The organism is Micromonospora sp. NPDC005215 (assembly GCF_040607915.1).
Lineage (GTDB): Bacteria > Actinomycetota > Actinomycetes > Mycobacteriales > Micromonosporaceae > Micromonospora.
In genome coordinates this window covers 65,809-92,717 of the sequence record NZ_JBEXHQ010000015.1, presented here as the reverse complement: position 1 = coordinate 92,717, position 26,909 = coordinate 65,809, and the positions used below count along the sequence as shown (strand labels likewise).

The 26,909-nt window shown below is 70.1% G+C and carries 29 protein-coding genes; 14 read left to right on the top strand and 15 right to left on the bottom strand.

Annotation, left to right across the window (positions count from 1 at the left end):
• Positions 1–156: 156 nt before the first annotated feature.
• Positions 157–1,239 (bottom strand): substrate-binding domain-containing protein, encoded by a 1,083-nt coding sequence (locus tag ABZU25_RS14340; protein WP_355029774.1) that lies wholly within the window; start codon positions 1,237–1,239, stop codon positions 157–159.
• A gap of 96 nt (positions 1,240–1,335) precedes the next feature.
• Here ABZU25_RS14340 and ABZU25_RS14335 point away from each other — a divergent pair, with 96 nt between their 5' ends.
• Positions 1,336–1,857 (top strand): MarR family winged helix-turn-helix transcriptional regulator, encoded by a 522-nt coding sequence (locus tag ABZU25_RS14335; RefSeq protein WP_355029773.1) that lies wholly within the window; start codon positions 1,336–1,338, stop codon positions 1,855–1,857.
• Between the two features lie 249 nt (positions 1,858–2,106).
• Here ABZU25_RS14335 and ABZU25_RS14330 read toward each other — a convergent pair whose 3' ends face one another.
• The 8 genes from ABZU25_RS14330 to ABZU25_RS14295 all read right to left on the bottom strand — a co-directional run bounded on the left by ABZU25_RS14330 (position 2,107) and on the right by ABZU25_RS14295 (position 8,166).
• Positions 2,107–2,829, bottom strand: a complete 723-nt coding sequence (locus ABZU25_RS14330; protein WP_355029772.1) for an urease accessory protein UreD — start codon at positions 2,827–2,829, stop codon at positions 2,107–2,109.
• Positions 2,829–3,614 (bottom strand): urease accessory protein UreG, encoded by a 786-nt coding sequence (gene ureG / locus ABZU25_RS14325; RefSeq protein ID WP_355029771.1) that lies wholly within the window; start codon positions 3,612–3,614, stop codon positions 2,829–2,831. The genes ABZU25_RS14330 and ureG overlap by 1 nt, the downstream gene beginning before the upstream one ends.
• Positions 3,604–4,296: an urease accessory UreF family protein gene (locus ABZU25_RS14320; RefSeq protein ID WP_355029770.1), complete on the bottom strand. Its 693-nt coding sequence runs from the start codon at positions 4,294–4,296 to the stop codon at positions 3,604–3,606. Before ABZU25_RS14320 ends, ureG begins: the two co-directional genes overlap by 11 nt.
• Positions 4,296–5,999: an urease subunit alpha gene (locus ABZU25_RS14315; RefSeq protein WP_355029769.1), complete on the bottom strand. Its 1,704-nt coding sequence runs from the start codon at positions 5,997–5,999 to the stop codon at positions 4,296–4,298. Before ABZU25_RS14315 ends, ABZU25_RS14320 begins: the two co-directional genes overlap by 1 nt.
• Positions 5,996–6,331 carry an urease subunit beta gene (locus tag ABZU25_RS14310; protein ID WP_355029768.1) on the bottom strand — a complete coding sequence of 112 codons (336 nt, stop codon included), beginning with the start codon at positions 6,329–6,331 and terminating at the stop codon, positions 5,996–5,998. The genes ABZU25_RS14315 and ABZU25_RS14310 overlap by 4 nt, the downstream gene beginning before the upstream one ends.
• Positions 6,328–6,630: an urease subunit gamma gene (locus tag ABZU25_RS14305; protein WP_355029767.1), complete on the bottom strand. Its 303-nt coding sequence runs from the start codon at positions 6,628–6,630 to the stop codon at positions 6,328–6,330. Before ABZU25_RS14305 ends, ABZU25_RS14310 begins: the two co-directional genes overlap by 4 nt.
• A gap of 92 nt (positions 6,631–6,722) precedes the next feature.
• Positions 6,723–6,860: a hypothetical protein gene (locus tag ABZU25_RS14300; protein WP_355029766.1), complete on the bottom strand. Its 138-nt coding sequence runs from the start codon at positions 6,858–6,860 to the stop codon at positions 6,723–6,725.
• A 115-nt stretch (positions 6,861–6,975) separates the two neighbouring features.
• The gene (locus tag ABZU25_RS14295; RefSeq protein WP_355029765.1) at positions 6,976–8,166 is read right to left on the bottom strand and encodes an LLM class flavin-dependent oxidoreductase; all 1,191 of its coding nucleotides are present in this window, start codon (positions 8,164–8,166) and stop codon (positions 6,976–6,978) included.
• Positions 8,167–8,344: 178 nt separating this feature from the next.
• Here ABZU25_RS14295 and ABZU25_RS14290 point away from each other — a divergent pair, with 178 nt between their 5' ends.
• Genes ABZU25_RS14290 through ABZU25_RS14265 form a run of 6 tightly spaced genes read left to right on the top strand, consistent with a single transcriptional unit; the run spans position 8,345 to position 13,965 of the window.
• Positions 8,345–9,325 carry an aliphatic sulfonate ABC transporter substrate-binding protein gene (locus ABZU25_RS14290; RefSeq protein ID WP_355029764.1) on the top strand — a complete coding sequence of 327 codons (981 nt, stop codon included), beginning with the start codon at positions 8,345–8,347 and terminating at the stop codon, positions 9,323–9,325.
• Positions 9,322–10,155, top strand: a complete 834-nt coding sequence (locus ABZU25_RS14285) for an ABC transporter permease (RefSeq protein ID WP_355029763.1) — start codon at positions 9,322–9,324, stop codon at positions 10,153–10,155. Before ABZU25_RS14290 ends, ABZU25_RS14285 begins: the two co-directional genes overlap by 4 nt.
• Positions 10,128–10,859 (top strand): ABC transporter ATP-binding protein, encoded by a 732-nt coding sequence (locus ABZU25_RS14280; RefSeq protein WP_355029762.1) that lies wholly within the window; start codon positions 10,128–10,130, stop codon positions 10,857–10,859. The genes ABZU25_RS14285 and ABZU25_RS14280 overlap by 28 nt, the downstream gene beginning before the upstream one ends.
• Before the next feature lie 14 nt (positions 10,860–10,873).
• Complete coding sequence (locus ABZU25_RS14275) at positions 10,874–12,280, top strand: selenium-binding family protein (RefSeq protein ID WP_355029761.1); 1,407 nt, start codon at positions 10,874–10,876, stop codon at positions 12,278–12,280.
• Positions 12,277–12,906, top strand: coding sequence for a hypothetical protein (locus ABZU25_RS14270; protein ID WP_355029760.1), 630 nt, complete (start codon positions 12,277–12,279; stop codon positions 12,904–12,906). Before ABZU25_RS14275 ends, ABZU25_RS14270 begins: the two co-directional genes overlap by 4 nt.
• Positions 12,907–12,948: 42 nt before the next feature.
• On the top strand, positions 12,949–13,965 hold the full coding sequence (locus tag ABZU25_RS14265; protein WP_355029759.1) for a methyltransferase: 1,017 nt from the start codon (positions 12,949–12,951) through the stop codon (positions 13,963–13,965).
• Between the two features lie 73 nt (positions 13,966–14,038).
• Here ABZU25_RS14265 and ABZU25_RS14260 read toward each other — a convergent pair whose 3' ends face one another.
• The gene (locus ABZU25_RS14260) at positions 14,039–14,890 is read right to left on the bottom strand and encodes an alpha/beta hydrolase (RefSeq protein ID WP_355029758.1); all 852 of its coding nucleotides are present in this window, start codon (positions 14,888–14,890) and stop codon (positions 14,039–14,041) included.
• A gap of 180 nt (positions 14,891–15,070) precedes the next feature.
• On the opposite strand from ABZU25_RS14260, the gene ABZU25_RS14255 reads away from it, so the two are divergent.
• From ABZU25_RS14255 to ABZU25_RS14245, 3 genes are all read left to right on the top strand, one after another.
• Positions 15,071–15,391: a hypothetical protein gene (locus tag ABZU25_RS14255; RefSeq protein ID WP_355029757.1), complete on the top strand. Its 321-nt coding sequence runs from the start codon at positions 15,071–15,073 to the stop codon at positions 15,389–15,391.
• Positions 15,385–15,672: a hypothetical protein gene (locus ABZU25_RS14250; RefSeq protein ID WP_355029756.1), complete on the top strand. Its 288-nt coding sequence runs from the start codon at positions 15,385–15,387 to the stop codon at positions 15,670–15,672. The genes ABZU25_RS14255 and ABZU25_RS14250 overlap by 7 nt, the downstream gene beginning before the upstream one ends.
• 70 nt (positions 15,673–15,742) lie before the next feature.
• Positions 15,743–16,609 (top strand): metallophosphoesterase, encoded by an 867-nt coding sequence (locus tag ABZU25_RS14245; protein ID WP_355029755.1) that lies wholly within the window; start codon positions 15,743–15,745, stop codon positions 16,607–16,609.
• A gap of 102 nt (positions 16,610–16,711) precedes the next feature.
• Here ABZU25_RS14245 and ABZU25_RS14240 read toward each other — a convergent pair whose 3' ends face one another.
• The 4 genes from ABZU25_RS14240 to ABZU25_RS14225 all read right to left on the bottom strand — a co-directional run bounded on the left by ABZU25_RS14240 (position 16,712) and on the right by ABZU25_RS14225 (position 19,604).
• Positions 16,712–17,215: an NUDIX domain-containing protein gene (locus tag ABZU25_RS14240; protein WP_355029754.1), complete on the bottom strand. Its 504-nt coding sequence runs from the start codon at positions 17,213–17,215 to the stop codon at positions 16,712–16,714.
• A 126-nt stretch (positions 17,216–17,341) separates the two neighbouring features.
• Entirely contained in the window at positions 17,342–18,115 is a 774-nt protein-coding gene (locus tag ABZU25_RS14235) for a hypothetical protein (protein ID WP_355029753.1), read from the bottom strand.
• Between the two features lie 99 nt (positions 18,116–18,214).
• Positions 18,215–19,456 (bottom strand): helix-turn-helix transcriptional regulator, encoded by a 1,242-nt coding sequence (locus ABZU25_RS14230; RefSeq protein ID WP_355029752.1) that lies wholly within the window; start codon positions 19,454–19,456, stop codon positions 18,215–18,217.
• A complete protein-coding gene (locus ABZU25_RS14225; protein ID WP_355029751.1) occupies positions 19,443–19,604 on the bottom strand; it encodes a hypothetical protein in 162 nt (53 codons plus the stop codon). The genes ABZU25_RS14230 and ABZU25_RS14225 overlap by 14 nt, the downstream gene beginning before the upstream one ends.
• Positions 19,605–19,797: 193 nt before the next feature.
• On the opposite strand from ABZU25_RS14225, the gene ABZU25_RS14220 reads away from it, so the two are divergent.
• From ABZU25_RS14220 to ABZU25_RS14205, 4 genes are all read left to right on the top strand, one after another.
• Positions 19,798–21,156: a hypothetical protein gene (locus ABZU25_RS14220; protein ID WP_355029750.1), complete on the top strand. Its 1,359-nt coding sequence runs from the start codon at positions 19,798–19,800 to the stop codon at positions 21,154–21,156.
• A gap of 41 nt (positions 21,157–21,197) precedes the next feature.
• Positions 21,198–21,734 (top strand): NUDIX hydrolase, encoded by a 537-nt coding sequence (locus ABZU25_RS14215; RefSeq protein ID WP_355029749.1) that lies wholly within the window; start codon positions 21,198–21,200, stop codon positions 21,732–21,734.
• Between the two features lie 839 nt (positions 21,735–22,573).
• A complete protein-coding gene (locus ABZU25_RS14210) occupies positions 22,574–23,683 on the top strand; it encodes a hypothetical protein (RefSeq protein WP_355029748.1) in 1,110 nt (369 codons plus the stop codon).
• Between the two features lie 199 nt (positions 23,684–23,882).
• The gene (locus ABZU25_RS14205; protein ID WP_355029747.1) at positions 23,883–24,161 is read left to right on the top strand and encodes a hypothetical protein; all 279 of its coding nucleotides are present in this window, start codon (positions 23,883–23,885) and stop codon (positions 24,159–24,161) included.
• Between the two features lie 104 nt (positions 24,162–24,265).
• Here the strand turns inward: ABZU25_RS14205 and ABZU25_RS14200 are convergent, their stop codons facing one another.
• Positions 24,266–26,653 (bottom strand): discoidin domain-containing protein, encoded by a 2,388-nt coding sequence (locus ABZU25_RS14200; protein ID WP_355029746.1) that lies wholly within the window; start codon positions 26,651–26,653, stop codon positions 24,266–24,268.
• Positions 26,654–26,909 lie beyond the last annotated feature (256 nt).

Genomic DNA, 26,909 nt, shown 5'->3' with positions numbered 1-26,909 from the left:
CGGAGAAATTGCCATCACAATGGTCGGCGAATGATGTCGCCGATCGTGGACACACATTGGTGGCAGCTGCCCGCAGAGGCAGATACTTCACACAGGAAGCATCTTAGGGCCGGGCCGGGTGCGGCTGTCAAGGGGTTGCCTCGACCCGGCCGCCAGTCAGAGCTGGGCGAGCACTGTGAAGTCGAGCCCGTCGGCCTCGGCGAGGTAGATGCGCTGACGCACGTGCCGCCGGCGCAACCGCAACCGCCCGCGCGGCCCGTGGTACGCCACGGTGTCGGCGGCCGTCTCGATGGCCCGCACGTCGAGGGTGCGGGCCCGACCGATCAGCGCGGCGAGCAGCATCACACCCTCGTAGCAGGACTCCCCCAGACTGCCCAGCGGCGGCGCCTCGATCCCGAACCGACGGGCGAACTCGCCGTGGAAGTCGAGGTTCTCCTGCGTCACCAGCCCGGCGAAGAAACCCGCTGTGCTGTACAGCCGGCGGGTCGCGCCCGCACCGCTGGCCAGCAGCATGTTCTCGTCCATCAGGGTGCTCAGCCGCAGACACCGCTGGTCCAGCCCGGAGCGGGCGAACGCTCGGTTGAACCGCACCGCGTCCGCACCCACCAGCAGCATCAACACCGCGTCGGCGTCGCTGTGCTCGATGCGGCGCAGCACCTCGTCGAAGTCGTGTGCGTCCAACGGCAGGAAGTGCTGCCCCACCACCTGTCCGCCGCCGCGCAGCGCGTACAACTGGGCGGCCCGAGCGGTACGCCGCGGCCACACGTAGTCGTTACCGACCACGAACCAGCGACGCACTCCCTGCTCTCCGGCGAGCAGCCGCATCGCGGGCCACAGTTGGGCGTCCGGCGTCTCGCTGGTCAGGAAGACCCCTTCGGTACGCTCGCCACCCTCGTAGAGTGCGGTGTAGACGTACGGCACCCGGTGCGCGACGCGGGGTGCCAGCGCCTGGCGCACCGAGGAGATGTGCCACCCCGTCACACCCTGCACGGCCCCCACCGATATCAGCGCCTCGACCTCGGCAGCCACCTCGGCCGGCGGCGCGCCACCGTCGACAAGCACCAGCCGCACCTCCCGACCCAGCACCCCGCCGCACCGGTTGATTTCCTCGACCGCGAGTTGCGCACACAGCTCGCAGGTCGGGCCGAACATGCCGGCTGGCCCGCGCATCGGATAGACCAGAGCGATGCTGACCACGGCACGGTCGACGGTCAGCCACGGCGGTCCCGGCGCGGACATGTGCACATGATTGCCCGGCCCACCACGGAAGGCCAGAGCTCACCACGGACCGGGACGACTCGGTAGCATGACAGGGCCACCGGACCAGGGAGTTTCATGTCAGACGTGCCCGGGGCGCCAGCCGACCTGCTGCGCTCGCTCACCCGCGCCGAGCGGCTGCTCTCCCGCCGACTTGGCGCCGTCCTGGCCGACGACGCACTGACCATCGAGGCGTGGCGGGTGCTCTGCCTGCTCGCCGACGGCCAGGGCCACCCGATGAGTGCGGTCTCCGCCGAGGCGTCGCTGCCTCCCGGCACCCTCACCAAGCTGGTCGACCAGCTGGTCGACCGTAACCTCGTCTTCCGCCGGATCGATCCGGTCGACCGCCGGCGGATCCGCGCCTATCTCACCGCTCGGGGCCGACGCGAGCACGACCGCCTCGACCAGCGGGTCCGGGCCAGCCTCGCCGAGCTGGGCATCGCACAGGCCGCCGAGCCGGGCATCGCGCAGCCCTCCGAGCCGGGTGCGGCGCAGACCCCCGACCTGGTCGGCGCGCTCGACGACCTGATCGGCCGTCTCGACCCGGCCCGCCAGCGCCACCACGCCGAAGTCAGCCCGGCCGGCAGCCCCCACCGCTGACCCACCCCGGCCGAACCTCGGCGGCCCGACCGACACCAGTAGGGCAGCGCCGCGTGGCCCCTGCTCTGCCGTCATGGCAGGCCGACCGCGTTGTCTCAGAGGTCGCTACCCCCCGTACGCGATATACCTCTGAGTCATAGTTATGACTCAGAGGTATATCGCTCTGTGGAGCGATGCCGACCTGGTGGTGGCGAAGGCTGGCCCGAAAAAGCTGGCGGGCCAGCCGCGCCGCGCGCGCAGCCGGTGGCGCTAGGCGGTCAGGTGCGTGCGCAGGGTGTGGGCGTCCGGGGCGGTGGCGGTCCACAGTGTCGCCGGGCCGCCGGCCAGCGGCAGTCGGGCAACTGTCGCGTCGGGCCGGACGTGCGCCGGTTCGGCGGGTCGCGACGGGTCGACCACCAGCAGCGAGCCGGTGGCCGGTGCGCCGTCGAGCACGGCGGGTCCGGCCCAGCCGGGTGCCTGTGGTCCCACGGCCAGGGACTGCCGCAGCAACGGCCGGCCCCCGTAGTCGACCTGGGTGTGCACGACGGCCCCACCGGGCGCCTCGCCGTACCGGCCGCAGATCAGCTCGTCGCGCCAGCGCAGGCTCGCCCCGGCGGCCAGGTCGATCCTGGATTCGGCCAGATGCGCGCAGCCCGCCGCCGCGACCAACTGTTCGGGAAGCCAGTGCAACGTGGCCCCGCTACGCACCACCGCCCGCACCGCCATCCGGGACACCGCACCGGGTCGGCCCGGTAGGGCGATCGACGCGGCGACGGTGTGCACCCGGACCGCCGCGCCCGGCCCCACCTCGATGTCCAGCCGCAGATCGTCGCCGGCGATCGGCCCGGCGGCCCCGCCGACGAGGTGCACGGTGGCGACACCACCGTCGGTCGGGGTCTGGCGCAGCAGCAGTGGCGTCTCGCCGTGCAACTCGACAAGGACCGTCCCGCCCCGACCGTCGGCCCGAGCGACCAGCCGGGCGGACGCCCGCATCAGAGCGGACCGACCGGTACGGCACGTGGGTGCGCGGTGGCGTGGTGGGTCAACTCGTGCCGAATCCAGTCCGCGACCCGACTCGCCGTCGGGTCGCCCACGATGGACAGGAAGACGGTCGGCAGGTCGCCGCGTCGGGCCCGCGCGTCGCGATCCATCACGGCGAGGTCCGCCCCCACCATCGGCGCCAGGTCGGTCTTGTTGATCACGAGGAGGTCGGCGGCGGTGACGCCGGGTCCGCCCTTGCGCGGCACCTTGTCGCCTCCCGCCACGTCGACCACGAAGATCTGCCGATCGACCAGACCCCGGCTGAAGGTCGCTGTCAGGTTGTCCCCGCCGCTCTCCACCAGTACCAGGTCCAACGGGCCGACCGCCTCGGCCAACTCGTCCACGGCGTCCAGGTTGGCGCCGATGTCGTCGCGGATCGCTGTGTGCGGGCAGCACCCGGTCTCCACCGCGCGGATCCGCGCCGGGTCCAGCACTCCGGCCCGCCTGAGGAAGTCGGCGTCCTCGGTCGTGTAGATGTCGTTTGTCACCACACCGAGCCGCAACTCGTCGGCGAAGACACGGCAGAGCGCGGCCACCAGTGCCGTCTTGCCGGATCCGACCGGGCCACCGATGCCGACCCGCAGGGCACGACCCGCACCTGCCAGCGGCGGATGCGGGTCGACCCCTGGTTCGGGATGGGTGTGCGGGACGCTCTCGTCGTGCGGTTGGCCGTTCGGTGCCGGCGTGATCGGTTCGACAGCGGACCCAGCGCTCGGCACAACAGTGTCAGGACGCAAAGAGACGCACCTCCCAGGTGGCATGGATTTCGGCATGGATGTCGGCGAGCGGAGCGGCCGCGGCCGGCAGCCGCTCCGGTGGGTCGTCGGCGGCCCGCGCCGCGTCGGCGGCTGTGCCGTCGCAGACGTCGGCAAGACCGACCAGCAGGGCCTGCACCTGGTACGGGTCGAGGCCGAGCAGGCGTACGCCGGCGCTGGCCGCCCCGGTCAACGTTCCGTACGCGGCGATAGTGGCGGTTTCGACGCGGGACAGCCCGGCTTCGGCACAGAGCAGCCCCAGCACCAGCGGTTGGTGTACGCCGCAGGACGTCGCGGGCAGGTCACCGAACGGCGCGTCCGGCCAGATGGCCCGGCCGGCGCGCAGCAGCGCTCGGCCCTGCCGGCGGGAGATCGTCCGCAACGTCGGCGACGCGGTACGCGCGTCCAACTCCACGTCGAGCCGAGCCAGCGCCCCCGACCGGACGGCGGGCCCAGCCAACGCCGCCGCCCGGTGTGCGGCAGCCGCGAAGGCCGCGCCGACCAGGCCGGCGGTGGCCAACCGTCCGGCCAGGAACGCCTCCAACGAGGCCAGGTCCCGGACCCGGCCTGCGGCGACGGCCGCCTCCAGACCGCCGGAGTGCGCGTGCGCCCCGGCCGGGAAGCGTCCGTCGGCCAACAGCAACAGCAGGCTCGGCGTCGCCATCAGAACAGGAAGTACCGCTGGGCCATCGGCAGCCGGGTCACCGGGTCCGGCTCCACCACCACCCCGTCGATCCGGACCGTGAACGTGTCCGGGTCCACCTCGATTCGCGGCATCGCGTTGTTCTCCGGCAGGTCGGCCTTGCCCCGCGACCGCACGTCGCGCACCGGCACCACCCGGCGTCGCACGTCGAGGCGGAGCCCCGCGTCCAGGGCCGCCGGCGCCACGAAGGCCAGGCTGGTCGCGGCGGCCGCCGCGCCGTACGCCCCGAACATCGGCCTCGGCAACATCGGCTGCGGCGTGGGGATCGACGCGTTCGCGTCACCCATCTGGGCGTACGCGATCATGCCGCCCTTGAGGACCAGGTGCGGTCGTACGCCGAAGAACGCCGGGTCCCAGAGCACCAGATCGGCGAGCTTGCCCGGCTCGACCGAGCCGACCTCGTCCTCCAACCCGTTGGCCATCGCCGCGCAGATGGTGTATTTCGCGACGTACCGGCGGGCCCGGTGGTTGTCGGCGGCGCCGTCGCCCGGCAGCGCGCCGACCCGGTCCTTCATGACGTGCGCGCTCTGCCAGGTTCGCAGGATCACCTCGCCGACCCGGCCCATCGCCTGCGCGTCGGAGCCGATGATGGAGATCGCGCCGAGGTCGTGCAGCAGGTCCTCGGCGGCCATCGTGGACGGCCGGATCCGGCTCTCGGCGAACGCCAGGTCCTCCGGCACGGACGGGTTGAGGTGGTGGCAGACCATCAACATGTCCAGGTGCTCGGCGAGGGTGTTCGCGGTGTACGGCCGGGTCGGGTTGGTCGACGACGGCAACACGTTCGGCTCACCGGCGACGGTGATGATGTCCGGTGCGTGCCCGCCGCCAGCGCCCTCGGTGTGGTACGAGTGGATGGCCCGGCCGCCGATCGCGCGCAGGGTGTCGGCGACGAAACCGGCCTCGTTGAGCGTGTCGGTGTGGATCGACACCTGGACCCCGGACGCGTCCGCCACCCGCAGGCAGGCGTCGATCGCCGCCGGTGTGGTGCCCCAGTCCTCGTGCAGCTTGAAACCTCCCGCGCCGGCCCGCAACTGCTCCCAGAGCGCCTCGCTGGAGACGGTGTTGCCCTTGCCGAGCAGCAGCACGTTGACCGGCAGCGTGTCCAGGGCCTCGTGCATCCGGGCCAGGTGCCAGGCGTTCGGGGTGACAGTGGTGGCCCGCGTCCCCTCGGCTGGCCCGGTGCCGCCGCCGACCATCGTGGTGATGCCGCTGGCCAGCGCCTCGGTGACGATCTGCGGGCAGATGAAGTGCACGTGGGTGTCCACCGCGCCGGCGGTGAGGATCCGCCCGTTGCCGGCGATCACCTCGGTGGCCGGGCCGATGACCAGGTCGGGGTGGACACCGGGCATGGTGTCCGGATTGCCGGCCCGCCCCAGCGCCACGATCCGCCCGTCGCGCAGGCCCACGTCGGCCTTGATCACACCCCAGTGGTCGAGCACCACGGCGCCGGTGATGACGGTGTCCAGCGCCCCCTCGGCGCGGGTCGCACGGGACTGCCCCATCGACTCGCGGATCACCTTCCCGCCGCCGAAGACCGCCTCGTCACCGCCCACGCAGTGGTCGGTCTCCACCTCGATCAGCAGGTTGGTGTCGGCAAGCCGGATCCGGTCACCGGTGGTGGGCCCGTACAGGTCGATGTAGCGGTCCCGCCGCACGGCGCTCACTCCGGTGACCCGTCGGCCGTGGGCGCGTCCAGCGGACCGACGCACTCCCCGCGCAGCCCTGGCACGACGCGCGCTCCCCCGAACGGGACGAGGTCGACGCTGCGGCTGATGCCCGGCTCGAACCGGACCGAGGTGCCCGCCGGCACGGCGAGCCGTTGCCCCCAGGCGGCGTGCCGGTCGAACGCCAGCGCCGGGTTGGACTCGGCGAAGTGGTAGTGCGAACCGACCTGTACCGGCCGGTCGGCGGTGTTCACCACCAGCAGGGTGGTCACCGGACGACCCGCGTTGATCTCGACCGGGCCGGCGGCCGGCAGGATCTCCCCCGGGATCACGGGATCGGGTGGTGCACCGTCACCAGCTTGGTGCCGTCCGGGAACGTCGCCTCCACCTGCACCTCCCTCAGCAGCTCGGGGATGCCGTCCTGGACGTCGTCACGGCTGAGCACGGTCCGGCCCGTCGACATGAGGTCGACCACCGACTGGCCGTCGCGGGCGCCCTCCAGCAGGAACGCGGTGATCAGCGCGACCGCTTCGGGATAGTTGAGGCGCAGGCCGCGCTCGCGGCGGCGGCGGGCGACATCGGCCGCGACATGGACGAGCAGGCGGTCCTGCTCGTGCGGGCTGAGAAACACGGGCTTCTCCCGGTGGGATCGGCGTGCCCCGGCTCGTCGTCGGCTCCGCAGGGAGCCGCGCCGGGCAGCACTGCCCGGGGTACGAGTTGGAGTCACACGACCGCCGGAACCACTGCCGACGGGGTGATCCGGGACTCCACCATCCCGGCCCGCGCGACGGGCAACCGGCGGTGTCCGGTCGGATGCGGACCGCACCGCCCACCGCTGAGCAGACCGTAGAGGATCGCCACCGACCGAGGCAACAGTGCGCCCGGGATGAGAGATCACGCAGCCGCGGCCGGCGGCCACCGTGCTCCCGCCGATCGTTGGCAGTTCAGCGGTGGGGTGCGCGGCGTGTCGAGTCGCTCAGCCGCCAGCGATCACGGACGCGGGTCGCGGGCGGGGGGTCGACGTGCCGGCGAAGGGGACGTCGACGTGGTTTGCCGGCCCCGGTTGGCCGTCGGGGTGTCGCCACAGGCCGCGGTCCCGCAGGATCGGCAGCACTCCCTCGCCGAACCAGTACGCCTCCTCCAGATGCGGGTAGCCGGAGAGGATGAACTCGTCGATGCCGAGGGCATGGTATTCGGCGATCCGGTCGGCGACCTCGGTGTGGCTGCCCACGAGCGCGGTGCCGGCCCCGCCGCGGACCAGCCCGACTCCCGCCCACAGGTTGGGTGCGACCTCCAGGCCGTCGCGGGAACCGCCGTGCAGGTCGAGCATCCGGCGCTGCCCCTCGGACTCGCTGCGGCGCAGCCCGTCCTGCACCGCCCGGATGTCGGCCTCGGCGATGCCGTCGAGCAGTCGCCGGGCCTGCGCCCAGGCCTGCTCGGCGGTGTCCCGGGCGATGACGTGCAGCCGGATGCCGAAGCGCACCTCGCGCCCGGCGTCGGCGGTCAGCGCCCGGACCCGGGCCAGTTTGGCGGCGACCAGGGCCGGGGGCTCACCCCAGGTCAGGTAGACGTCGCTGTGCCGCGCCGCCACCGGCAGCGCGGCGGCGGAGGAGCCCCCGAAGTAGACCGGCGGGACCGGGTCGGGCAGGCGGTGCAGGCGCGCCTGTTCGACGCGTACGTGGGTGCCGGCGTGGTCGACCGTCTCGCCGCGCCACAGGGCGCGCACCACGTGCAGGAACTCGTCACACCGGGCGTACCGGGAGTCCTTGTCCAGGAAGTCGCCGTAGGCCCGCTGCTCCTGTGACTCGCCACCGGTGACCACGTTGAGCAGCAGCCGGCCCCGGGACAGCCGTTGGAAGGACGAGGCCATCTGGGCGGCCAGCGTGGGAGCCAGCAGCCCGGGTCGGAAGGCGACAAGGAACTTGAGGCGCTCGGTCACCTCGGTCAGCATCGCCGTGCTCAGCCAGGCGTCCTCGCACCAGGCGCCGGTCGGGGTGAGCGCGCCGACGAAGCCGAGCTGCTCGGCGGTGCGGGCGATCTGTCCCAGGTACGCCACGCTGGCCGGGCGGGCTCCTCCGGCGGCGCCGGTCGGTACGCCGTGTCCGCCGCCGACGATGTCCCGGCTGTCGCCGTTGGTGGGCAGGAACCAGTGGAAGGTGAGGGTCATGGCGGCTCTTTCCTCCAGCGGGGACGGTCGGCGCACGCGGTGCGGCGGGCACCTCCTGAGGGGTGGGACGATCGCGCGGACAGCCTACCCATAAAACCTATCGGGTTAGTAGGCTACCGCCCACGCACTCACGCCGGTCGACGCGGCCCGGCACACCTGCCCACCCCAAGGAGCCGCCATGCGTACCCCCTCGGTCCGCCGTCCCCCGTACCACCGTCGCCCGGCCACCGCCGCGCTGACGATCGTGGCCCTGCTCGCCACGGCCGTCCTGAGCGCCTGTGGCGGCTCCGCCGACGCCGGGGACGGCGCGGGCAAGCTCCGGGTCGGGTACCAGCGCTTCGGCGGCCTCAGCCTGGTCAAGGCGCGTGGCGCGGCACCGGAGGTGGAGTGGTCGCTGTTCGAGAGTGGCCCCGCGCTCACCGAGGCCCTCAAGGCCGGGTCCATCGACATCGGACAGGTCGGCGAGGCGCCACCCGTCTTCGCCGCGGCCGGGAAGATCCCGTTCTCCATCATCGGCACCTCGGCGCCGATCCCGCAGGGTGAGGCCGTGCTCGTCAAGGCCGACAGCGGTTACCGCAGCTTCGCCGACCTCAAGGGCAGGACGGTGGCCCTGAACAAGGGGTCCAACGTGCACTGGCTGCTGGTCCAACTGCTCAAGGCGAACAACATGACCCTGAAGGACATTGAGGTCAAGTACCTCAAGCCCGCCGAGGGGCGGCCCGCGTTCGACAGCGGCCAGGTCGACGCCTGGGTGATCTGGGACCCGTACTTCGCGCTGGCCGAGCAACCGGGGGTCCAGGTGCTCGCGGACGCGACAGGTCTGGCCAGCAACCGCGAGTACGTCCTGGCCGCCCCGGACGCCGTCACGAAGCGGTCGGACGAGGTCCGGGCCTTCCTCCAGCGCTACCGTGAGGTGACCGACTGGGGTATCGCCCATCCCGAGGAGCGGGCCAGCACCCTCGCGCCGGAGCTGAAGATCCCGCAGGACGTCACCAGCCGCGCCCTGGCCCGCAGCGCCCGGCCCCTCGCCCCGGTCACCCCGGCCATCGGCGACGAGCTCCAGGCGATCACCGACAGTTTCATCGCCCTGGATCTCATTCCCGGGCCGGTCGACCTCCGATCCCGGGTCGACGACCGGTTCAGCGCGGTCTTCCAATGAGCCGCACCACGCTCGCCGAGGCCCCCGGCGAGGTCGTGACCGCCGCGCCCGCCACGCCTCGGCGCCCTCGGCCGGTCCGGCGCTACCGGCGGCTGATCAGCCCGGTGGCGCTGGTCCTGGGTTGGGAGGTGGCCGCCCGGACCGGGCTGCTGGCACCGGAGAAGCTGCCCGCGCCCAGCGACGTCCTGGCCGCCGGCTGGCGGCTGACCCGGGACGGGACGCTCCTCGTGCACCTGTTGGACTCCCTCACCCGCGCCGGGGCGGGGCTGCTGATCGGCGGCGTCCTGGCGCTGATCCTGGGCACCCTGGCCGGGCTGCTGCGGCTCGGCGACGACCTGGTCGACCCTCCGGTGCAGATGGCCCGGATGCTGCCACACCTGGGCCTCGTCCCGTTGCTGATCATCTGGGTGGGCATCGGCGAGTCACTCAAGATCAGCCTGGTGGCCCTGGGCGTGTTCTTCCCCATCTACTTCAACACCTACGCCGGCATCCGGGACATCGACGAGCGGCTGGTGGAGGCCGCCCGTACCTGCGGGCTGGGGCAGGCCGCCCGACTGCGGCACGTGGTGCTGCCCGGCGCGCTGCCCTCGCTCTTCCTCGGCCTGCGGCTGGCGATCGGCGCCGCCTGGCTCAGCCTGGTCGTCGGCGAGCAGGTAAACGCCCAGACCGGGATCGGCTTTCTGATGATGGAGGCGCGGGAGTTCAGCCAGACCGATGTGGTGGTGCTCGGCCTGCTCGTCTACGCGCTGCTCGGGCTGATATCCGACAGTGCGTTGCGGATGGTGGAGAGGAGGATGTTGACATGGCGTCGCGGATTGCGGGCCACCTGACCGGCACGACGCCGGTGTTGACCGCGCACGCGGTGCACCGGGCGTTCGGGCCGACGGTCGTGCTGGCCGGAGTCGACCTGAGCATCGCCCGTGGCGAGGTGGTGGCCCTGCTGGGCGGCAGCGGCTCCGGTAAGAGCACCCTCCTGCGGATTCTCGCCGGGCTGGACGGCGAGGCCAGCGGCGAGATCGTCGTGCACGGCACCGCCGCCGTGGTCTTCCAGGAGCACCGGTTGCTGCCCTGGAAACGGGTGGCGCCCAACGTCGGGCTCGGGCTGTCCGGCGCGGACACCGCCGCTCGGGTCCAGCGCGCGCTGGCCGAGGTCGGGCTCGCCGAACGGCACCGCGCCTGGCCGGCCGAGCTGTCGGGTGGGCAGGCGCAACGGGTCGCGGTCGCACGGGCCCTGGTCCGCGAACCGGACCTGTTGCTGCTCGACGAGCCGTTCGGCGCCCTGGACGCGCTGACTCGACTGCGGATGCAGGCCCTGCTGCGCCGGCTGCGCGCCGAGCACGGCTTCGCCGCCCTGCTTGTCACCCACGACGTGGAGGAGGCGCTGTTGCTCGCCGACCGGATCCTGCTCCTCGACGACTGCCGCATCGTCGCGGACCTGCCCGTCGACCTGGCTCCCACCCGTACGCCGGACGACCCGGCCTTCGGCGCGCTGCGTCGGCACCTGCTCGACCGACTCGGCGTTCCCACCACCTGACGAGCGGAGACCCGATGACCCGCTGGACCCCCGATCCCACCTTCTACCCCTCCCCTTCCGAGGCGGTGGCCGCGCCGGCGGAGAAGCTCGCCTACGTGGCGGCCTTCGACCGTACGGCCAGCCGTCCGGACGCCATAGTGGTGCTGGACACCGATCCCGACTCCCCCACCTACGGCACTGTGGTCGGCTGGACCGACCTGCCGCACCTCGGCGACGAGCTGCACCACTTCGGGTGGAACGCGTGCAGCAGCGCGCTCTGCCCGACCGCCCCGCACCCGCACGTCGAGCGGCGCTACCTGATCGTGCCCGGTCTGCGGTCGTCACGGATCCACGTGCTCGACACGCAGCCCGATCCGCGCCAGCCCCAGGTGGTCAAGGTGATCGGGCCGGAGGAGTTGGCGAAGAAGGCCGGCTACTCGCGCCCGCACACAGTGCACTGTGGTCCGGACGGCATCTACCTCTCCGCCCTCGGCGGCGCGGACGGCGCGGAGGGTCCGGGCGGCATCGCCATCCTCGACCACACCACGTTCGAGGTACGCGGGGCGTGGGAGTCCGACCGTGGTCCGCAGTTCCTGGCGTACGACGTGTGGTGGCACCTCACCCAGGACGTGCTGGTCACCAGCGAGTGGGGCACCCCGTCGATGATCGAGGACGGCATCGTCGGCGAGTTGCTGCTGGGCCGGCGCTACGGCCACGCGATCCACTTCTGGGATCTCGCGAAGCGCCGACACGTGCAGCGCGTCGACCTGGGCGATCAGTATCAGATGCCGTTGGAGCTGCGCCCGGCGCACGACCCGACGAAGTCGTACGGGTTCGTCGGGGTGGTGATCAGCGTCGAGGACCTGTCCGCATCGGTGTGGCTGTGGCACCGCGACGGCGATGCCTGGGCGGTCACCAAGGTGATCGACATCCCGGCGGAGCCGGCCGATCCGGCCGATCTGCCCGACCTGCTCAAGCCGTTCGGCGCGGTGCCGCCGCTGGTGACCGACATCGACCTGTCGGTCGACGACCACTTCCTCTACGTCTCCTGTTGGGGCACCGGAGAGCTACGCCAGTACGACGTCAGCGACCCGCTGCACCCCGTGCAGACCGGCTCGGTGCGCCTCGGCGGGATCGTCCGTCGCACGGCCCATCCGTCCGCGCCCGACGAGGCGTTGGCCGGCGGCCCGCAGATGGTCGAGGTCAGCCGCGACGGCCGGCGGGTCTACGTCAGCAACTCCCTCTACGGCGCCTGGGACGACCAGTTCTACCCGGACGGGGTGGGGGCCTGGCTGGCGAAGCTCGACGTCGACGTGGACGCCGGTGGGCTCACTCCCGACGAGAGGTTCTTCCCGCACGGGGAGGAGTTCCGCGGGCTGCGGGTGCACCAGACCCGGTTGCAGGGCGGGGACGCGTCCTCCGACTCGTACTGCTTCCCGTGACCGTCGCCACCTGGGCGACGCTCGCCGCGCTCGGCGCGTTCCACGGTCTGAACCCGGCGATGGGCTGGCTGTTCGCGGTGGCCCGGGGCCTTCAGGAGCGCAGCCGGGCGGCCCTGCTGCGGTCGCTGCCGCCGATCGCGGCGGGGCATCTCGCCTCGGTGGGTATCGTCGCGGCGCTGGTGACCGCGACCCGGTCGGTGACGGCGAGCACCGCCCTGGCGGTGGTCGGCGGTGTGCTGCTCGTCGCGTTCGGGCTGTGGCGGCTGCTCTCGGAGCGGCACTTCCGCTGGGCGGGGATGCGGCTGTCCTCTGCTCAGCTCGCCGGCTGGTCGTTTCTCATGTCGTCGGCGCACGGCGCGGGGCTGATGCTGCTGCCACTGTTGGTGGCCGAGCCGGTGCCCGGGGGTCACGCCGGGCACCTGTCCGCCGCGCCGGTGGGCGCGCTGTCCGGGCTCGCGGCGGCGGGGGTGCACACGGTGGCGATGCTCGGCACCGCCCTGGTCGTGGCGATGCTGGTCTACGAGGTGCTCGGGGTCGGGGTGCTGCGTCGGGCCTGGTTCAACGTGGATCGGCTCTGGGCTGGCGTGCTGGTCGCGGCCGGGTTGGTGACGCTCATCCGGGCGTGAACGACCATCGTGGACGGAGCCGACCTGTGATCTCATGTCCTGGTGACCACTCCCACTCCCCTCATGCGCCTGGTGGCCGGTGTGTGGGGGTTCAAGACCCTCGCGGTCGGCGTCGAGCTCGGCCTGTTCACCCGGTTGGCCGGCGGGCGGACGATGACCGTCGACGAGGTCGCCGCCGAGTTCGGGCTGCCCGACCGGCCCGCGGACCTGCTGCTGGCCGCCAGTGCCTCGCTCGGCCTGTTGGAGAAGGGTGGCGACGGCTACCGCAACTCCGAGTTGGCCGAGAAGTTCCTGGTCGAGGGTCGCCCGTACTACTTCGGCGCGCAGGTCCGCTACTCGGACCTGCGTACCTACCTGCCCTGGCACCGCATCGGCGAGGCCCTGCGCACGGATCGACCGTTGACCTGGGACCCGGAGGCCCAACAGTCGATGTTCGACACCGCCGACCCGGAGATGCTTGCCCAGTTCTGGGACGCGATGTTCTCCACGTCCAGTTTCACCGCCAGCGCGTTGGCCGACGCGTACGACTTCTCCGCGCACCGCCGGTTGCTCGACGTGGGCGGCGGGGCTGGCGCGTTCCCGATCGAGTTCTGCCGCCGCCTGCCCGACCTGCGGGCCACCGTGCTGGACCTGCCGCACGTCTGCGTACGGGCCCGGGAGCGGATCGCGGAGGCCGGTCTGACCGGGCGGATCGACGCGGTCGCCGGGGACTTCCTCGCCGACCCGGCGCTGCCGGACGGGCACGACGTCATCCTGCTCAGCATGATCCTGCACGACTGGGACGAGCCGACGAACCGGGCGCTGCTGGCCCGCTGCCACGCGGCGCTGCCGCCCGGTGGGGCGATCGTCGTGTGTGAGCTGCTGCTCAACGACGAGCGCACCGGGCCGCCGGAGGCGGCGTTGATGGGCATGAACATGCTTGTCGAGACCGAGGGCGGGCGCAACTACTCGGGCGCGGAATACAGCGCCTGGCTCACCGACGCCGGGTTCGTCGACGTGCGTACGGTGCCGTTCGACGCCCCCGGCGCCAACGGCGCGGTGGTGGCCCGCCGGCCCTGACCGACGGCGACACCCGGCCCCGGTGCGAACCCTGGGCCGGGTGTCGTGGCGTCCGATCGGCTACCGGTACGGGTCAGGCGCGGGCCTTGGCCGGCTGCTTCATGAAGTCCATGATCGCCTTGCCGATTTCGTTGGCGTGGGTCCACGGAATGCCGTGCGGCGCGCCCTTGAGCGTGACGAGCTGACCGGTCGGCATCATCGGCCCGAGCCGCTGGCCGGTCACCGGATAGGGCAGCACCCGGTCCTGGTCGCCCTGCACGATCAGCACCGGAATGTTGATCTTCGGCAGGTCCTGGCGGAAGTCTTCCTGCCAGGCGTCCACACTGTCGTGGGTGGCCCTACCGGAGGCCATCGCGCCGATCTGCCAGTGTGCCCGGTACGCCTCCTCGCTGACCCGCTTGCCCATGTTCTGGTCCGGGTTGAAGAACGCGTCGCAGAAGGACGTCAGATAGGCGAAGCGGTCCTTGATGATGGCGTCCTGGAAACCCTTGAAGAGGCTCCGGTCGACACCCTCCGGGTTGTCGCTGGCCTTTGCCAACATGGGTTGCAGCGGGCTGAGCAGCACGGCCCGGCTGACCCGTTGCGAGCCGTAGTTGCCCAGGTAGCGGACCACCTCGCCGGTGCCCATCGAGTGACCGATCAGGGTCACCTCGTTCAGGTTCAGCTCGGTCATCAGCACGTCCAGGTCCGCCGCGAACGTGTTGTAGTCGTACCCGAACGCCGGTTGGGCGGAGTTACCGTTACCGCGCCGATCGTAGGTGATCGTCCGGTATCCGGCGTTGAGCAGCTGGGTGGTCACCTTCTCCCAGGTCGCCCCGTTGAACGGGAAGCCGTGGATCAGCACCACCGGCTTACCGGAACCGTGGTCCTCGTAGTACAGGTCGATGGGCGCGGAGTTTTCCGTCCCCACGGTGATGAAAGGCATGTTTGTCTCCTGCTCCGGTTTCGGGCTGTTGGACGTCGCGGCTTTCCCGCCGAGTCGGCGGATATGCGGGCCACCGAAGGCACCCCCCGGAGGGGGCTCACCCGCCCAATCGCCATCGACATTTATCGACCTAATCGGTACGCTCGCCGGTAGAAAAGTTTCGGCGTACGGGAGGTGGGCATGCCCCGACGAATGCGCGCGAGGGTCGCCGCGTTGGCCATCGGAGCGGCCACGGCCGCAGTGGGCGCCACGCCGGCCCACGCCGACCCGGTGGTGCCCCGGCACGCCATCGTGGTCTGTCAGAGCGCCAGTTTCTACGCCAACTACGACTCCGCCGGCGGGCCCACCGGCCTCAAGCGCACCTTGACCTACGGAAACAAGATCGGCCACACGCCGGGGGCGCACCCGGTCTACAACGGGTGGGCGGCGTCGTTCGACTTCGGCCCCAACGACTGGGGCTACCTGCGCGCCGAGTGCATTGGCGGGTACGACTCATGGTGACCCGACGGCGCGCCCTCGCCGCCCTGCTCGCCGGGGTCGTCGCCGCCACCGTGGCCCTGCCGTCCCCCGCGCAGGCCGCCAACGGCACGATCGGCCAACGGGAAACGGTGTGCGCGAGCGATCTGTTCGTCCGCACCCAACCCAACGGCGCCTGGATGGGCACTCTCTACCAAGGTCAGACCTTCCTGGTCGAGGGTCCCCGCAGCGGCGGCTACGTCTACGGCTTCGCGTACGGGCACATCAACCGGCGCGGCTGGGTGCAGGACGGCTGGTTCTGCTGACCGTCCCCGCTGTCGCGAAACGGCGCGACAGGGGTGTCCGGATCGGGCCACGAAGGCCTAACCTCGGAGCGTGAGCCCTTCTCCCGGACTGCGAGCCGTCAGCGACCTGCACATCGCCCACCCGGAGAACCGCTCGTTCGTTCAGGAGCTGCGCCCGGCCCACGACGGTGACTGGCTGCTCGTCGCCGGCGACGTGGCCGAGCGGTACGCCGACATCGAGTGGGCACTCCAGTTGCTGAGCACCCGGTTCGCGAAGGTCGTCTGGGCGCCGGGCAACCACGAGTTGTGGACGCCACCCGACGACCCGGTGCAGCTGCGCGGCGAGGCGCGCTACCAGGAGCTGGTCCGACTGTGCCGTGGGCTGGGCGTGGTCACCCCGGAGGACCCGTACCCGGTCTGGGACGGCGTGGGCGGCCCGGCCACCATCGCCCCCCTCTTCGTGCTCTACGACTACACGTTCCGGGTGCCCGGGGCGAACACCAAGCAGGAGTCACTCGACCTGGCGTACCAGGCCGGGGTGGTGTGCACTGACGAGGCGCTGCTGCACCCCGACCCCTACCCGAGCCGCGAGGCGTGGTGCGACGCCCGGATCACCGAGACCGAGCGCCGGTTGGCCGAACTCGACAGGGCCCTGCCGACAGTGCTGGTCAACCACTATCCGCTGGTGCGCGAACCCACCGACGTGCTGTGGTACCCGGAGTTCGCCCAGTGGTGCGGCACCGTTCGGACCCGCGACTGGCACCTGCGCTTCGGTGCGGCCACGATGGTCTACGGGCACCTGCACATCCCCCGCACCACGTTCTACGACGAGGTGCGGTTCGAGGAGGTGTCGCTCGGCTACCCGCGCGAGTGGCGGCGACGCGGTTCGGTGCCCGACCCGGTGCGCACCATCAACCCGGCGGAGGACATGCGCCGGCGCTCGTCCGTCAGCGGGTAACACCGACCAGCGTTGCCAGTCGCGCCACGCCGGCCGGCGTCGGGTGCGCGCAGGCGATCTCGGCGATCACGGTACGCGCCAACGGCCGGCACCGGACCTCAGCTATCGACCAGCCGGGATGCCTGCCTCGACCAAGATTCGGCGGTAGATCGGCTCCCAGCCAGTCGGAACAGTCAACGCGTCCCACACGCCTTCCGGAGAGACCAAGCGACGTTCGACCATCTCGTGCTCGGGCGTCCACGCGTCCAGGCGGACGTTGGCGCGCCACAGGGCCCGCACGAGCACGAGACCCTGCTCTGGCCCGCGCCTGCACAGCCCCCGGCTGAAGCCCAGCAATCGACAGTCGAGCACCGTCGCGCAGGCCTCTTCGCTCACCTCACGCGCCAGGGTGTCGGACCAGTCCTCGCCGGCCTCCGGGCGTCCGCCCGGAAGCTGCCAGTACGTGCCGTCATCGCTGACCAGGACCACCTGACCATCGACAACGCAGACCCCGGTCGATCCATGTGCAGTGCCCGTGGGAACGTCCGACGGCGGATGCCAGGAGGACTGCCAGTGGTCGTCGGCGGTGACGATGTCGACGACTTCCCCATCCGTTGCGATGCGCACCCACCCGATGCTGCCCGTTGCCGAGCCAGCCCGTCCACCTGATTACGGGTGTATTGGCCGGCGCAAGCGCCGTTGGCTTCGCCGATCAGTTGACGGAGCTGCCCGGACCCGGCCACCGTTGCCGAGCTAGTCCGGATAGGAGTCGGAAATTATCAACTCTCGGGGCTCGAAGATGCCGGGCCAGCGCGGGGAAATCGGGTCGTCGCCCCGCCGCAGCCAGAGGGTCGTGCCGTCGGCGGCCGTCGCGGTCTCGATGACGTGATCGGCGTCCCCCTCGATGCGGCCGGTCTCGACCGGGCCCAGGCCAAGCATCTCCGCCTCGGTCCGCAGGTCGGCGCGGGCAAGGTAGAGCAGGACCGCACGGCCCGGGTCCACACTGACGGCGGCCGGCCCGACGCGAGCCAGCCACGGTCCCAGCGCCTGTACGCTCTCGGCGATCGTGGCCGCCGCAACGGTCACGAAGAGCCGGGCGACGACATCGGCCTCGGTCGGCCCGATGTCCAGGGTGCGGTCGGGAGTGAGGGCACAGCCGTGGGTCTCGCCTTCCCAGCCCAGATACTGGTCGGCACGGTTGATCACCAGGCGAGTGGCCGGCGGACCGGACGGGGGTACGTCGGTCTCGGCGTAGCGGACGTTGCTCGCGTAGCTGAAGTCCTGATCGCGCCAGCCGAAGCGGTGCAGCAGGCCCTGCGCCAAGTCGTGCATGGCGCGTTCCTCGTTGGCGGCCACCCGGTAGCCCGACAGCAGCAGGTCCGCGCGGTCCACGTCGACGTCGATGCCGTCGGCGCCGATCTCGTCGGCGAGCGGAGCGTAACGGCGCAGAGTGTCGGTGGCGGTCCCGGTGCCGCGTTCCAGCCTGAGCATCGCCGTCATCCTGAACGGCGGCTTGTTCTTCGGCAACAGTGCTCCCTACCGGTACTGGGCGACGAGGGCAGCGGCCGTACTCAAAGGGTTCGACGACCTGCCCGTTCGCCGGTGGTTGACGGCCGCCGGTCGGCGTCAGCGGGTAAGACCAACGACCGTCGCCAGTCGCGCCACACCGGCTGGTGCCGGCCGCGCGCGGGCGATCTCGGCGATCTCGGCGATCAGGGTACGCGCCAACGGCCGGCACCGGACCTCGGCCGGCGCGACGTGGTCCGCGTCGACCAGGGCGCGCGCAGCCCCGCGCAGGTCACCCACCCGGAGGTACGCCCGTGCGACGTCGAGCAGGTACGCGCTTCGATACTCGGCCGGCAGTCGCCGCCACCCCTCCCGCCGCACCACGCCCGAGTGTCGACGCACCGCCTCTGCAACGTCACCTCGCGAGGCCGCCAGCAGCACCCGCGCCACGTCGAGGGCCGCCGGCCCGAAGCTGGTGCGGTGCGGGTCGTCGTACCCCCTCAGGCTGGCGGCGATTCCCGCGGCCCGGTCAATCAGGTCGGCGGCACGCCGATGCTCGCCGCACCCGGCGGCGGCCAGTGCCCCCTGCACCAGCAGCGTCCCACCCACAGCCCACTCCCGGCGATCGTCCCGACCGCGGTGATCAAGAGGTTTGCGGGAAGTTTGATCTTTAAAAGTCCCGCTAACCTCTTGATCACCGCGTTGGGATGAGGGTGGAAGGACGCGGTTGGCGGCGGGGAGCAGCGCGGTCAGGGCCAGCTGGTCTCGATCTTGTGCGCGGAGCGCCTGGCCTACCGAGATGGCCGCCGTCGCCGCGAGCACCGGGTCGTCGCCAGCGGCGGACATTGCCCGGTCGGCTGCCAGCCAGCCGAGGTCGGCCTCACCGAGCTTGACCAGCAGCGACGAGGTGATCCGGTACGCCTGCACCAGCAACTCCGGTGACCGCGCGCCCTGGACGACGTCGAGCAGACCCGGTAACGCCCGCGCCAACTGCGCGTAGTCCGCGTGCTGGTAGGTCAACCAGGCGTACCCAACCCGCCTTCTTGCCTCTTCCGTCGTCTGCGCTGGGGCCTGGGGGATGTCGTAGTGGGCGAGAGCGGCCCGGATGTCGTCCACCCCGTCGACAGTGCCGAACGGTGTTCGCCGCGACCGCTGACTGAGCAGCACCTCCGGATCGACCCGCAGCACCTCGGCCAACTCTTGAATCACCGAGTACCGGTCCAGGGCGCGCACACCCCGCTCGACCTTGTCGACCCAACTCTTCGACCGACAGAGACGGTCCGCGAGTTGCTGCTGCGTCATCGAGCGCCGCACCCGCCACCGCGCGACCCGGCGGCCGATCGGCAGGTCATCGCTGCTCACGCCGCCACCGCCGATCCGGGACCGCGCGGGTCGTGTCCTCCACCGGTACGCGCTCCGCCTCGGCCTGGGCCAGGAGGCGCTGCTTGGCAGCCTCACGCTCGATGGCTTCCGACTCTTCGCCCTTGCTCGCCGGCTCGTCGCCCCGCATGCCCACCTCCGTCGCCCATGGCCTCCGGTGATCAGCGAAGCCCACCGCCAGGGGGCGGACCAGATGGCGAGCGATGCGCGCTCTTGCGCTGCTCAGGACGTGGGTTGCGCGGGGTTGCGCCGGTCCCCATAGGACCCAATCAACCCATAGGCTCGTCACTAGTTGTAGTTGACTGATGCCTGGAGGCAAAACCGTGGCGCGACCGGTGACGAACGCGGCGTTCGAAAAGCTGTTGCTTGCCGCCGGCTACAGCAACGCCCACGCCGCATTCGCTCGCCAGCTCAATCACGCCGGCCGCGACCAGGGCACCTGGCGGTACGACGCGGCCAGCGTCTACTGGTGGTTGCGCGGTCGCCGGCCGGGCGAGCACGTCCAGGCCGCCATGGCGGAAACACTTGCCCGCAAGCTCGGCCGATCGGTCGCCGCCACGGAGTTGGGCTTCGGTGCGTCCGACAGCGTCGGAACATGGGTCTACCCCGCCTCCGTCGATGGCGCGATCGACACCGCCGAGCAGATCTGGACCACGCTGGCAAAGCACCTCAACCACCAAGCCAACGGGACGTTCGACAGCGGCAAAGCCCTACAGGCGGCGCTCGGTTGGCGGTATGACCGGCGCGACGAGACGGTCGCCCGGAGCGGCCGACAGACAGTCACCCCCACCGACGTTCAGTCGCTGTACGCGCTGGCCGATCACTTCACCGCTCTCGACCGACGTCACGGCAGCGGCTCGCCGCGCACCCGGGCGCTCATGGCCGACTTCCTCGTACGCCAGGTCACCCTCATGATGCACGGCACCTACACCGAAGCCGTGGGACGCGACCTCATGCGCGCAGCCGCGACACTCTGCGGTCAACTCGCTTTCATGTCGTACGACGCGGGCGACCACGCCCGCGCCCAACAACACGTGACCGTCGCCCTGCGGTTCGCCAAGGCCGCCGATGACCGCCTGTACGGCGCTCACCTGCTGGCCAACCTCGCCACCCAGGCCGTGCACCTGGGCCACTCCCGGGACGCGGCGCGCCTCGCTGAAGCGGCCATCGACGGGGCAGGGCGTGCACCAGCCACCGTGCTCGCTCGGCTGCACGCCACCGCCGCCACCGCATACGGCCAGTCAGGCGAACGACGTGCCTGCCAACTCGCGCTCGCCAGAGCAGAGCGTGCTCTCGATCGCGCAGGCGCAGACCCCGGCCCACGCTGGGTTAGCTACTTCAGCCCAGCCCACCTCGCCGGAGCCGCACTGAGGTGCCTGGGTGACCTGCATCTGTACGCGCAGGCTCTTGGCCACGCTCCCGATGCTCTCGCCCTCGCCAGCGAGAACACCCGGACACGCGCCCTGCACACAGCTCTCATCGCCATGACTCATGCCCGCGCTGGAGACACCGACGCCGCCTGCGACTGGGGGCGGGATTTGGCACAGCGCGCTGCGGGCATCCAGTCGGCACGTGTTCAACAGCGCGTCCGCGAACTTGTTGCAGCGCTCAGCCCGCAACGGACATCGCCCCAGGTCAACGAAGTCCTACACACCCTCGCGAGCATGCCAACAGCCGCATAGCGCGAGAGCCCCACCTCGGCCCGTCCGCTAGCGTCACCGAGGTGACCTGGACGGAGCCCGCCACCTGGTACGCCAACCTGGCTTCCTTCTACGCCGCCGCTGCGGCCTTCATCACCGATCCCGACGGTAACGTGCTACTCGTCAAGCCCACGTACCGCGACCACTGGGCGTTTCCCGGTGGCTATGTCGACGAGGGCGAATACCCACATGATGCCTGCGCCCGTGAGATCTATGAGGAGTTGGGGCTCTCGGTGGTGGTGGGCAACCTTCTCGTAGTCGACTGGGCACCGCCCGCCGGGCAGCGGCCACGCGCGATCATCAGCTTTACGTTCGACTGCGGGTCCGTCGCTAACCTTGATGGCGTCAATCTGCCGAGACAGGAGTTGGAGGATGTCGCCTTCTTCTCGCACCGACAGGCCGATCAGCGTCTTCCCGGCAACGTCGCCACACGAGTTCATGCGGCGATGAGCGCCCGTGACCGACGCACTCCGGTTTACCTTGCTGACGGCTCGGTCGTCCCACTGCCCTCCGTTGGCGGAGCAGAACACGAAGCACGGCCTCGGTCGCAGACTGCGTGAACACAATCCGGCGTACAGGTTGACCCTTCCGTCGCCCACTAGCTCAAAGACCTAATCAGGCCTCTGGGCTGGTTCTATGTTCGGGTGTCGATGGTCGTTCATGGTCAATATTGGGCGGCGTCTGACGCCGTGAGAACCCCCTTACGCCCTGACGTCGCCCTGAGCCCTGGGTCAGTAGCCCTCCGAATCCGCACGGCGCACCGCCCCGTCCTGACGGCCGTTCGGTGGCTTGGCGGGGCTCCTGCGCGGTGCCGCTGGCTGTCGCGAATGCCGGGCACGTCCTCGCGGTGTTGCTCCTGGCGCGACTCGGAAAGGCGGCAAGCCAGTCCCGGGGTTGGACTGGCGCGGCAGCCGGAAGCCCTGCCCCCGCGATCAGGCTGACACATCGACTTCCGTCACAGCATTGCTGGAACTGGTCCCTGCGGTCTGTGGGCCGGCGTCCCGGCGGCTATCGGTGGCTAACCGCCCCCCGGTGCCGAAGGCGACCGCTGCGGCTTGCCGCCGGCCAGGCTTGCCGCCCGCACCGCGCGAAGCGCGGTTCCTTGATCTAGAACAGAAGAAATCGGCAACAGCGGGAAAGCATGTCCCGCGGGAAGGTATGTCGGGAACAAAATCTCCCAAGTAATCCCTCACGCCGACAGTCCCGCCGCGATTCTCCGACCCGCAAACTCAGTGACAGTGAGGGCGCTGGGTTGTGCGCACAGAGCGGCAGGATAAGTGCGCTTCTGTGGCGATCTACGCCGGTTTCGCAATCACCGGCGGAACAAAGTTCCCCAGGCTCCAGCGCTTCTAGCTTCTTCCCGTCCACGAGGAGGACTCTGATCCCCTAGACTGCCTCGATGCAGGGGATAGCATCGGGCATCGGGTCATTCCACTTTGAATTGCGCTCGTCGGATGAGCCTATCGTGAACGTTTGGCCTGAAAAGGTCAGGCGGGCGCTCGAAGCTATACCAAGCGTGCGGGATGTCGAGATAGACGTGCCGAGTACCTACGCCATCGACGACCCCGAAGAAGGGTCGGACGTTTTCTATTGTCCTCACCCCATGTCCGGAGCAATTCGCTTTCGGGTCAACATCCCAGAGCGGATGCAGAAAGAGGTGTTCCCGTACTGGCGTGGCACTCGGTGGGAAAATTTCACAGTCCTCACTCTATATGGTAGCGGCGACCCAGCAACCTTCGTCTTCATTGATGGTGCCGGGCCTGAAGATGACGCGACACTTGCTGTTGGGCTAGTTAGAAACTTTATCGAGCGCGAGATGGGACGCCTGGAGGGCATTGCAGATGGCGTTAACTTTGTCTGCCGCGGCCCGAGCCCATTCCACGTAGACCTGAGATTTGAGCCCGGACAGCCTGCTCGTGACGACGATCAGGCGTTTGAGCGGACAGGAATGACCGTTGATAAGCGACAAGGGGAGGGCTATCCAAGGCTGACCGTACGCTTTGATCAGGCGCGTTTTGCTAGCGCCTATGAAGCTGCGACCAGCTTCATAACGATAACCTTCGAGCAGCTTAGCTTTTTCTATCGACTAGTTGCACGCGGGGACCGTCGAGCAGACCAGGCGAGCGAGGTTCGGCGTCAAGTGGATCGGCTGATTGCGGTTCACCGCCGATCAGGAGTGAAGGCGTGGTTCCTCAGAAACTTTAGGTCAGGAGCTTGGGCCCGTGAGTTGAACCTTCTAGTGCTCGTTCTAACATATCGATTTTCTGAGGATCAGCGGAGTGCCAAAGAGGCGCTCGCGCGCCTTTGTGAAGATGAGGATCTCCCAACTTTTCGCTCGTGGATAGACGATGAGCTAGCGGTTGATCATAACGAGGATCTTAAGAACTGCCGGGAGATTGCAGAGGTATTAGAACCACGACGACTGCGTGAGATAAACGCGATGTGGGTACTCGTGGTCGCTATTACATCAGCCATTCTAGGTGCCTTACTGAAGGGGTTAGCCGGCTAGTCCATTGCAGGTGCCGGACAGCTGGTCCGCTCCTCTCGTTATAATGGCAGGGGTCTGGCCTAGATAGAGAGGTTGGGACCGTCCGGCCTGGGTGCACCTGGGGCGCATGCCAACAATCGGGACAAGGCTCACAATCGCGACGACCTCCGCATCGGGCACGTGATCGAGGCCGCCGTCGTCTGGGTGAAAGGCTGAGCGCGTGGGGCTGAACAAGGAGATCGCGGCAGGGCTTGCCGATGCGCGCCTGACTGAATGGCAACGCCTCGGCTATGGCGAGTGGCGGACGATGCTCGACGACAAGGATGTACGCCAGGTCGTCGGTGAGGACGGCGAGCGGTACAGCCTGGTCAGCTACGCCCTTGATGACGGCGATGGGCGCATCCGCATGTCGGTGGTCGTGGATGACGGGACCTGGTCGGCGTTCGTACCGCTGGTGCGAGACCAGATCATGAATCCGGATGGCACGTTCGTCGAGTGACTGCTTCGGCATGAAGGAGCGATCGGGCTGGCGAGGTGCGGCTTGCGCCCGCACGCCGGGGGTGGCGACCGCCGGTCGGCGTCCGGCGGCCACCCCACGCCCGGTCAGCTCGCGTACACCTCCAAGGCCGACAACTGCCCGGCCGGCCACCCCGTGTTGCCGGTGACGGTGACCCGGACGTAGCGGGCCTGGCCGGCAGTGAAGGTGACGCTCACCTGGTTGCCGGTGGCCGGGTCGAACGTCCGCCCCGCCGATCCGGCGAGCGTGCCGAAGCTGCTCCCGTCAGTGCTGCCCTGCACAGCGACGGTCTGCGTCCGGCTGACCCACGCCGACGACGGCGGCAGCTTCAGCACCACCCGCCCGACCGTGCGCGAGGAACCCAGGTCGACCTGCACCCACTGCGGGAACGCACTGTTGGCGCTCTCCCAGTAGCTGTTCGCGTCACCGTCGACCACGTTGCCCGACCCGTAGCTCTGGACGTGGCTGCTCTCCGACGTGGGTCGACCCCGGGCGAGGTCCGCGTTGGCTGCGGCGTCCGTGGTCACGGTGACCGCCGAGGACGCGCCGGAGGTGTTGCCGGCGGCGTCGCGGGCGACGACCGTGAAGGTGTACGCGGTGGAGGCGCTGAGCCCGCTCACCGTCGCCGTGGTGCCGGTGACGGTGGCGACCACAGTGCCGCCCTGGCGCACCTGGTAACCGGTCACGCCGGTGTCGTCAGTGGACGCCGTCCAGGCCAAAGACACGCTGCTCGCCGTCTTGCCGGTCACCGTGAGGCCGCTCGGCGCGGTCGGCGGGTTGTCCGGGACGGTGCTCCCGGCGTACACCTCGACCTGGGCGAGCTGGCCCGCCGGCCAGCCGGTGTTGCCGGCGATGCTCAGCCGGACGTAGCGGGCCGTGGTGGTCGTCAGCGTGCGCGTAACGGTGTTGCCGGTGGCCGGGTCGAAGGTGAACGCGGAGGCTGCGGCGATGGTGGCGAAGGAGCTGCCGTCGACGCTGCCCTGCACGGTGATGGTCTGGGTCCGCGCGCCCCAGCCGGCGGGCAGCCGTACCACGAGCTTGTTGACCTGGTGGCTGGCGCCGAGGTCGACCTGCCACCAGTGCGGGAACGCGCCGCCGCCGCTCTCCCAGTAGCTGCCGGCGTTGGCGTCGACAGCGTTGCCCGACGGGAACCCGCCACCCTGGCTGCTCGCCGAGGTGGACCGGCCGGCGGCGAGGTTCCCGCCGGTCGGGGGCGGGGTGCCGGTCATCGGTGGCGTGGGACGGACCGCGGTGAGCGCGAGCTGCCCCTTGAGCATCCGGCCGCCGTCGCCGGTGATCCGCAGGTAGTAGTCGGCGGAGCAGGCCACGCCGTCCTCGTCCAGGGCGCGGATGTTCGCGCCGGCCGGGGTGGTGGCCTGGGTCTCGGAGGTCTTGGCGATCTGGTTGCCCTCGTTGTACTCGTCGTACATGGACACGTAGAGGCCCTGGGAGCCGAGCCGGACCATGTTGTAGATGTGCCGCCAGTAGAAGTCGCCGTGTTTGCGGTGCCCTCCGGCGAGGTCGCCGGGCATCACGCAGGGCAGGTAGTCGATGCCGCGCGCCGCGCAGTCGGCCATGTCGCCCACGTTGACGTTGTTGTAGTACGAGTCCAGTTCCTCCACGGTCCTGGCCCGGTAGACCATCCACGGCGAGATCGCGTGGAACGCGTGGTAGACGTCGAGGAAGCCGGGGCGGGAGTCTTCGATGCCCTGCCGCCACCAGGTGGGCACGCCACCGATGACGTAGCAGCCCTGGGCCTTGAACCAGTTGATGACCTCCAGGCAGGGGCCTGGGGTGAAGGGCCGGCTGGGCTCGCTGAAGCCGAATCCCCAGATGCAGACGACCGGCTTGCCGTTCTGCCGGGCGTACGCGGAGGACGCGGTGTGCGCCGCCATCTTCGTCGTCCAGTCGGTCTTGATGTCCGACTGGAAGCTCAGCCAGTCGGTGACGTCGTACATGATGTAGAACTTGCGGTTGTAGCGCTCGGCGGCGGTGCGGACCTTCAGCGTCATCGCGTCGCGGGTCGGCCCCTCGTCGCCCGTCGGGTTGAACCGTTGCAGGGCGGCGGTGTCGCAGCCATACTCCTGCATCCAGCGGAAGTGGGTGTCCACCGTCTGCTGGTCGTAGGAGGAGAAGAGGGTGGCCGGTGAGCCGTTGCCCAGGTTGGGGTACGCGGTGGGATAGCTGCGCGTGTACTCGCGCATGTCCGGCCAGGACACGATCGTGGTGTTCGCGGGCGAGGGCGGCTGGAACCGGTCGCGGCTCCAGTGCCACCAGCCGCCGATCGGCGCGGAGTCGCCGGGGGCGCTGAACCAGCCCTGGTAGCCGACCGTCACCTTGCCGACCACGTCCCCGGGGGGACTGGCGGCTGCGGCGGGGCTGGCGAGGGTGGTGAGCAGCTCGGTGGTGGAGGCGGCGGCGAGGGCGGACCCGCCCAGCACCGACGTGACGAACCTGCGGCGGGAGACCGCCATGAGGACCACTCCTTCGGGACGGAAGGCATTGACGGTCATCGTGGCAGCAGTCGATGCCAACCCGCAAGAGTACGACTGATTGATGGAATTTTGGCTCAACACATAGAAAGGAGGCGAGCCTGAGGATTTGCGAGCCTACCTCAAGATCCCGATTTCTTGCATTACCGCCCAATCTATAACTTATCGGACATACCCTCAACAGTGCCTTCTCGACGGTCGGGAAGGGATGACTGATCAGAGGCGACAACGTGAGATT

Bases quoted from the DNA above. Each gene is read 5' to 3' on its own strand.
- ABZU25_RS14340 (WP_355029774.1), bottom strand. From the start codon at position 1,239: ATGTCCGCGCCGGGACCGCCGTGGCTGACCGTCGACCGTGCCGTGGTC.
- ABZU25_RS14335 (WP_355029773.1), top strand. From the start codon at position 1,336: ATGTCAGACGTGCCCGGGGCGCCAGCCGACCTGCTGCGCTCGCTCACC.
- ABZU25_RS14330 (WP_355029772.1), bottom strand. From the start codon at position 2,829: ATGCGGGCGTCCGCCCGGCTGGTCGCTCGGGCCGACGGTCGGGGCGGG.
- ABZU25_RS14320 (WP_355029770.1), bottom strand. From the start codon at position 4,296: ATGGCGACGCCGAGCCTGCTGTTGCTGTTGGCCGACGGACGCTTCCCG.
- ABZU25_RS14295 (WP_355029765.1), bottom strand. From the start codon at position 8,166: ATGACCCTCACCTTCCACTGGTTCCTGCCCACCAACGGCGACAGCCGG.
- ABZU25_RS14290 (WP_355029764.1), top strand. From the start codon at position 8,345: ATGCGTACCCCCTCGGTCCGCCGTCCCCCGTACCACCGTCGCCCGGCC.
- ABZU25_RS14285 (WP_355029763.1), top strand. From the start codon at position 9,322: ATGAGCCGCACCACGCTCGCCGAGGCCCCCGGCGAGGTCGTGACCGCC.
- ABZU25_RS14280 (WP_355029762.1), top strand. From the start codon at position 10,128: ATGGCGTCGCGGATTGCGGGCCACCTGACCGGCACGACGCCGGTGTTG.
- ABZU25_RS14275 (WP_355029761.1), top strand. From the start codon at position 10,874: ATGACCCGCTGGACCCCCGATCCCACCTTCTACCCCTCCCCTTCCGAG.
- ABZU25_RS14260 (WP_355029758.1), bottom strand. From the start codon at position 14,890: ATGCCTTTCATCACCGTGGGGACGGAAAACTCCGCGCCCATCGACCTG.
- ABZU25_RS14255 (WP_355029757.1), top strand. From the start codon at position 15,071: ATGCCCCGACGAATGCGCGCGAGGGTCGCCGCGTTGGCCATCGGAGCG.
- ABZU25_RS14250 (WP_355029756.1), top strand. From the start codon at position 15,385: ATGGTGACCCGACGGCGCGCCCTCGCCGCCCTGCTCGCCGGGGTCGTC.
- ABZU25_RS14225 (WP_355029751.1), bottom strand. From the start codon at position 19,604: ATGCGGGGCGACGAGCCGGCGAGCAAGGGCGAAGAGTCGGAAGCCATC.
- ABZU25_RS14210 (WP_355029748.1), top strand. From the start codon at position 22,574: ATGCAGGGGATAGCATCGGGCATCGGGTCATTCCACTTTGAATTGCGC.
- ABZU25_RS14200 (WP_355029746.1), bottom strand. From the start codon at position 26,653: ATGGCGGTCTCCCGCCGCAGGTTCGTCACGTCGGTGCTGGGCGGGTCC.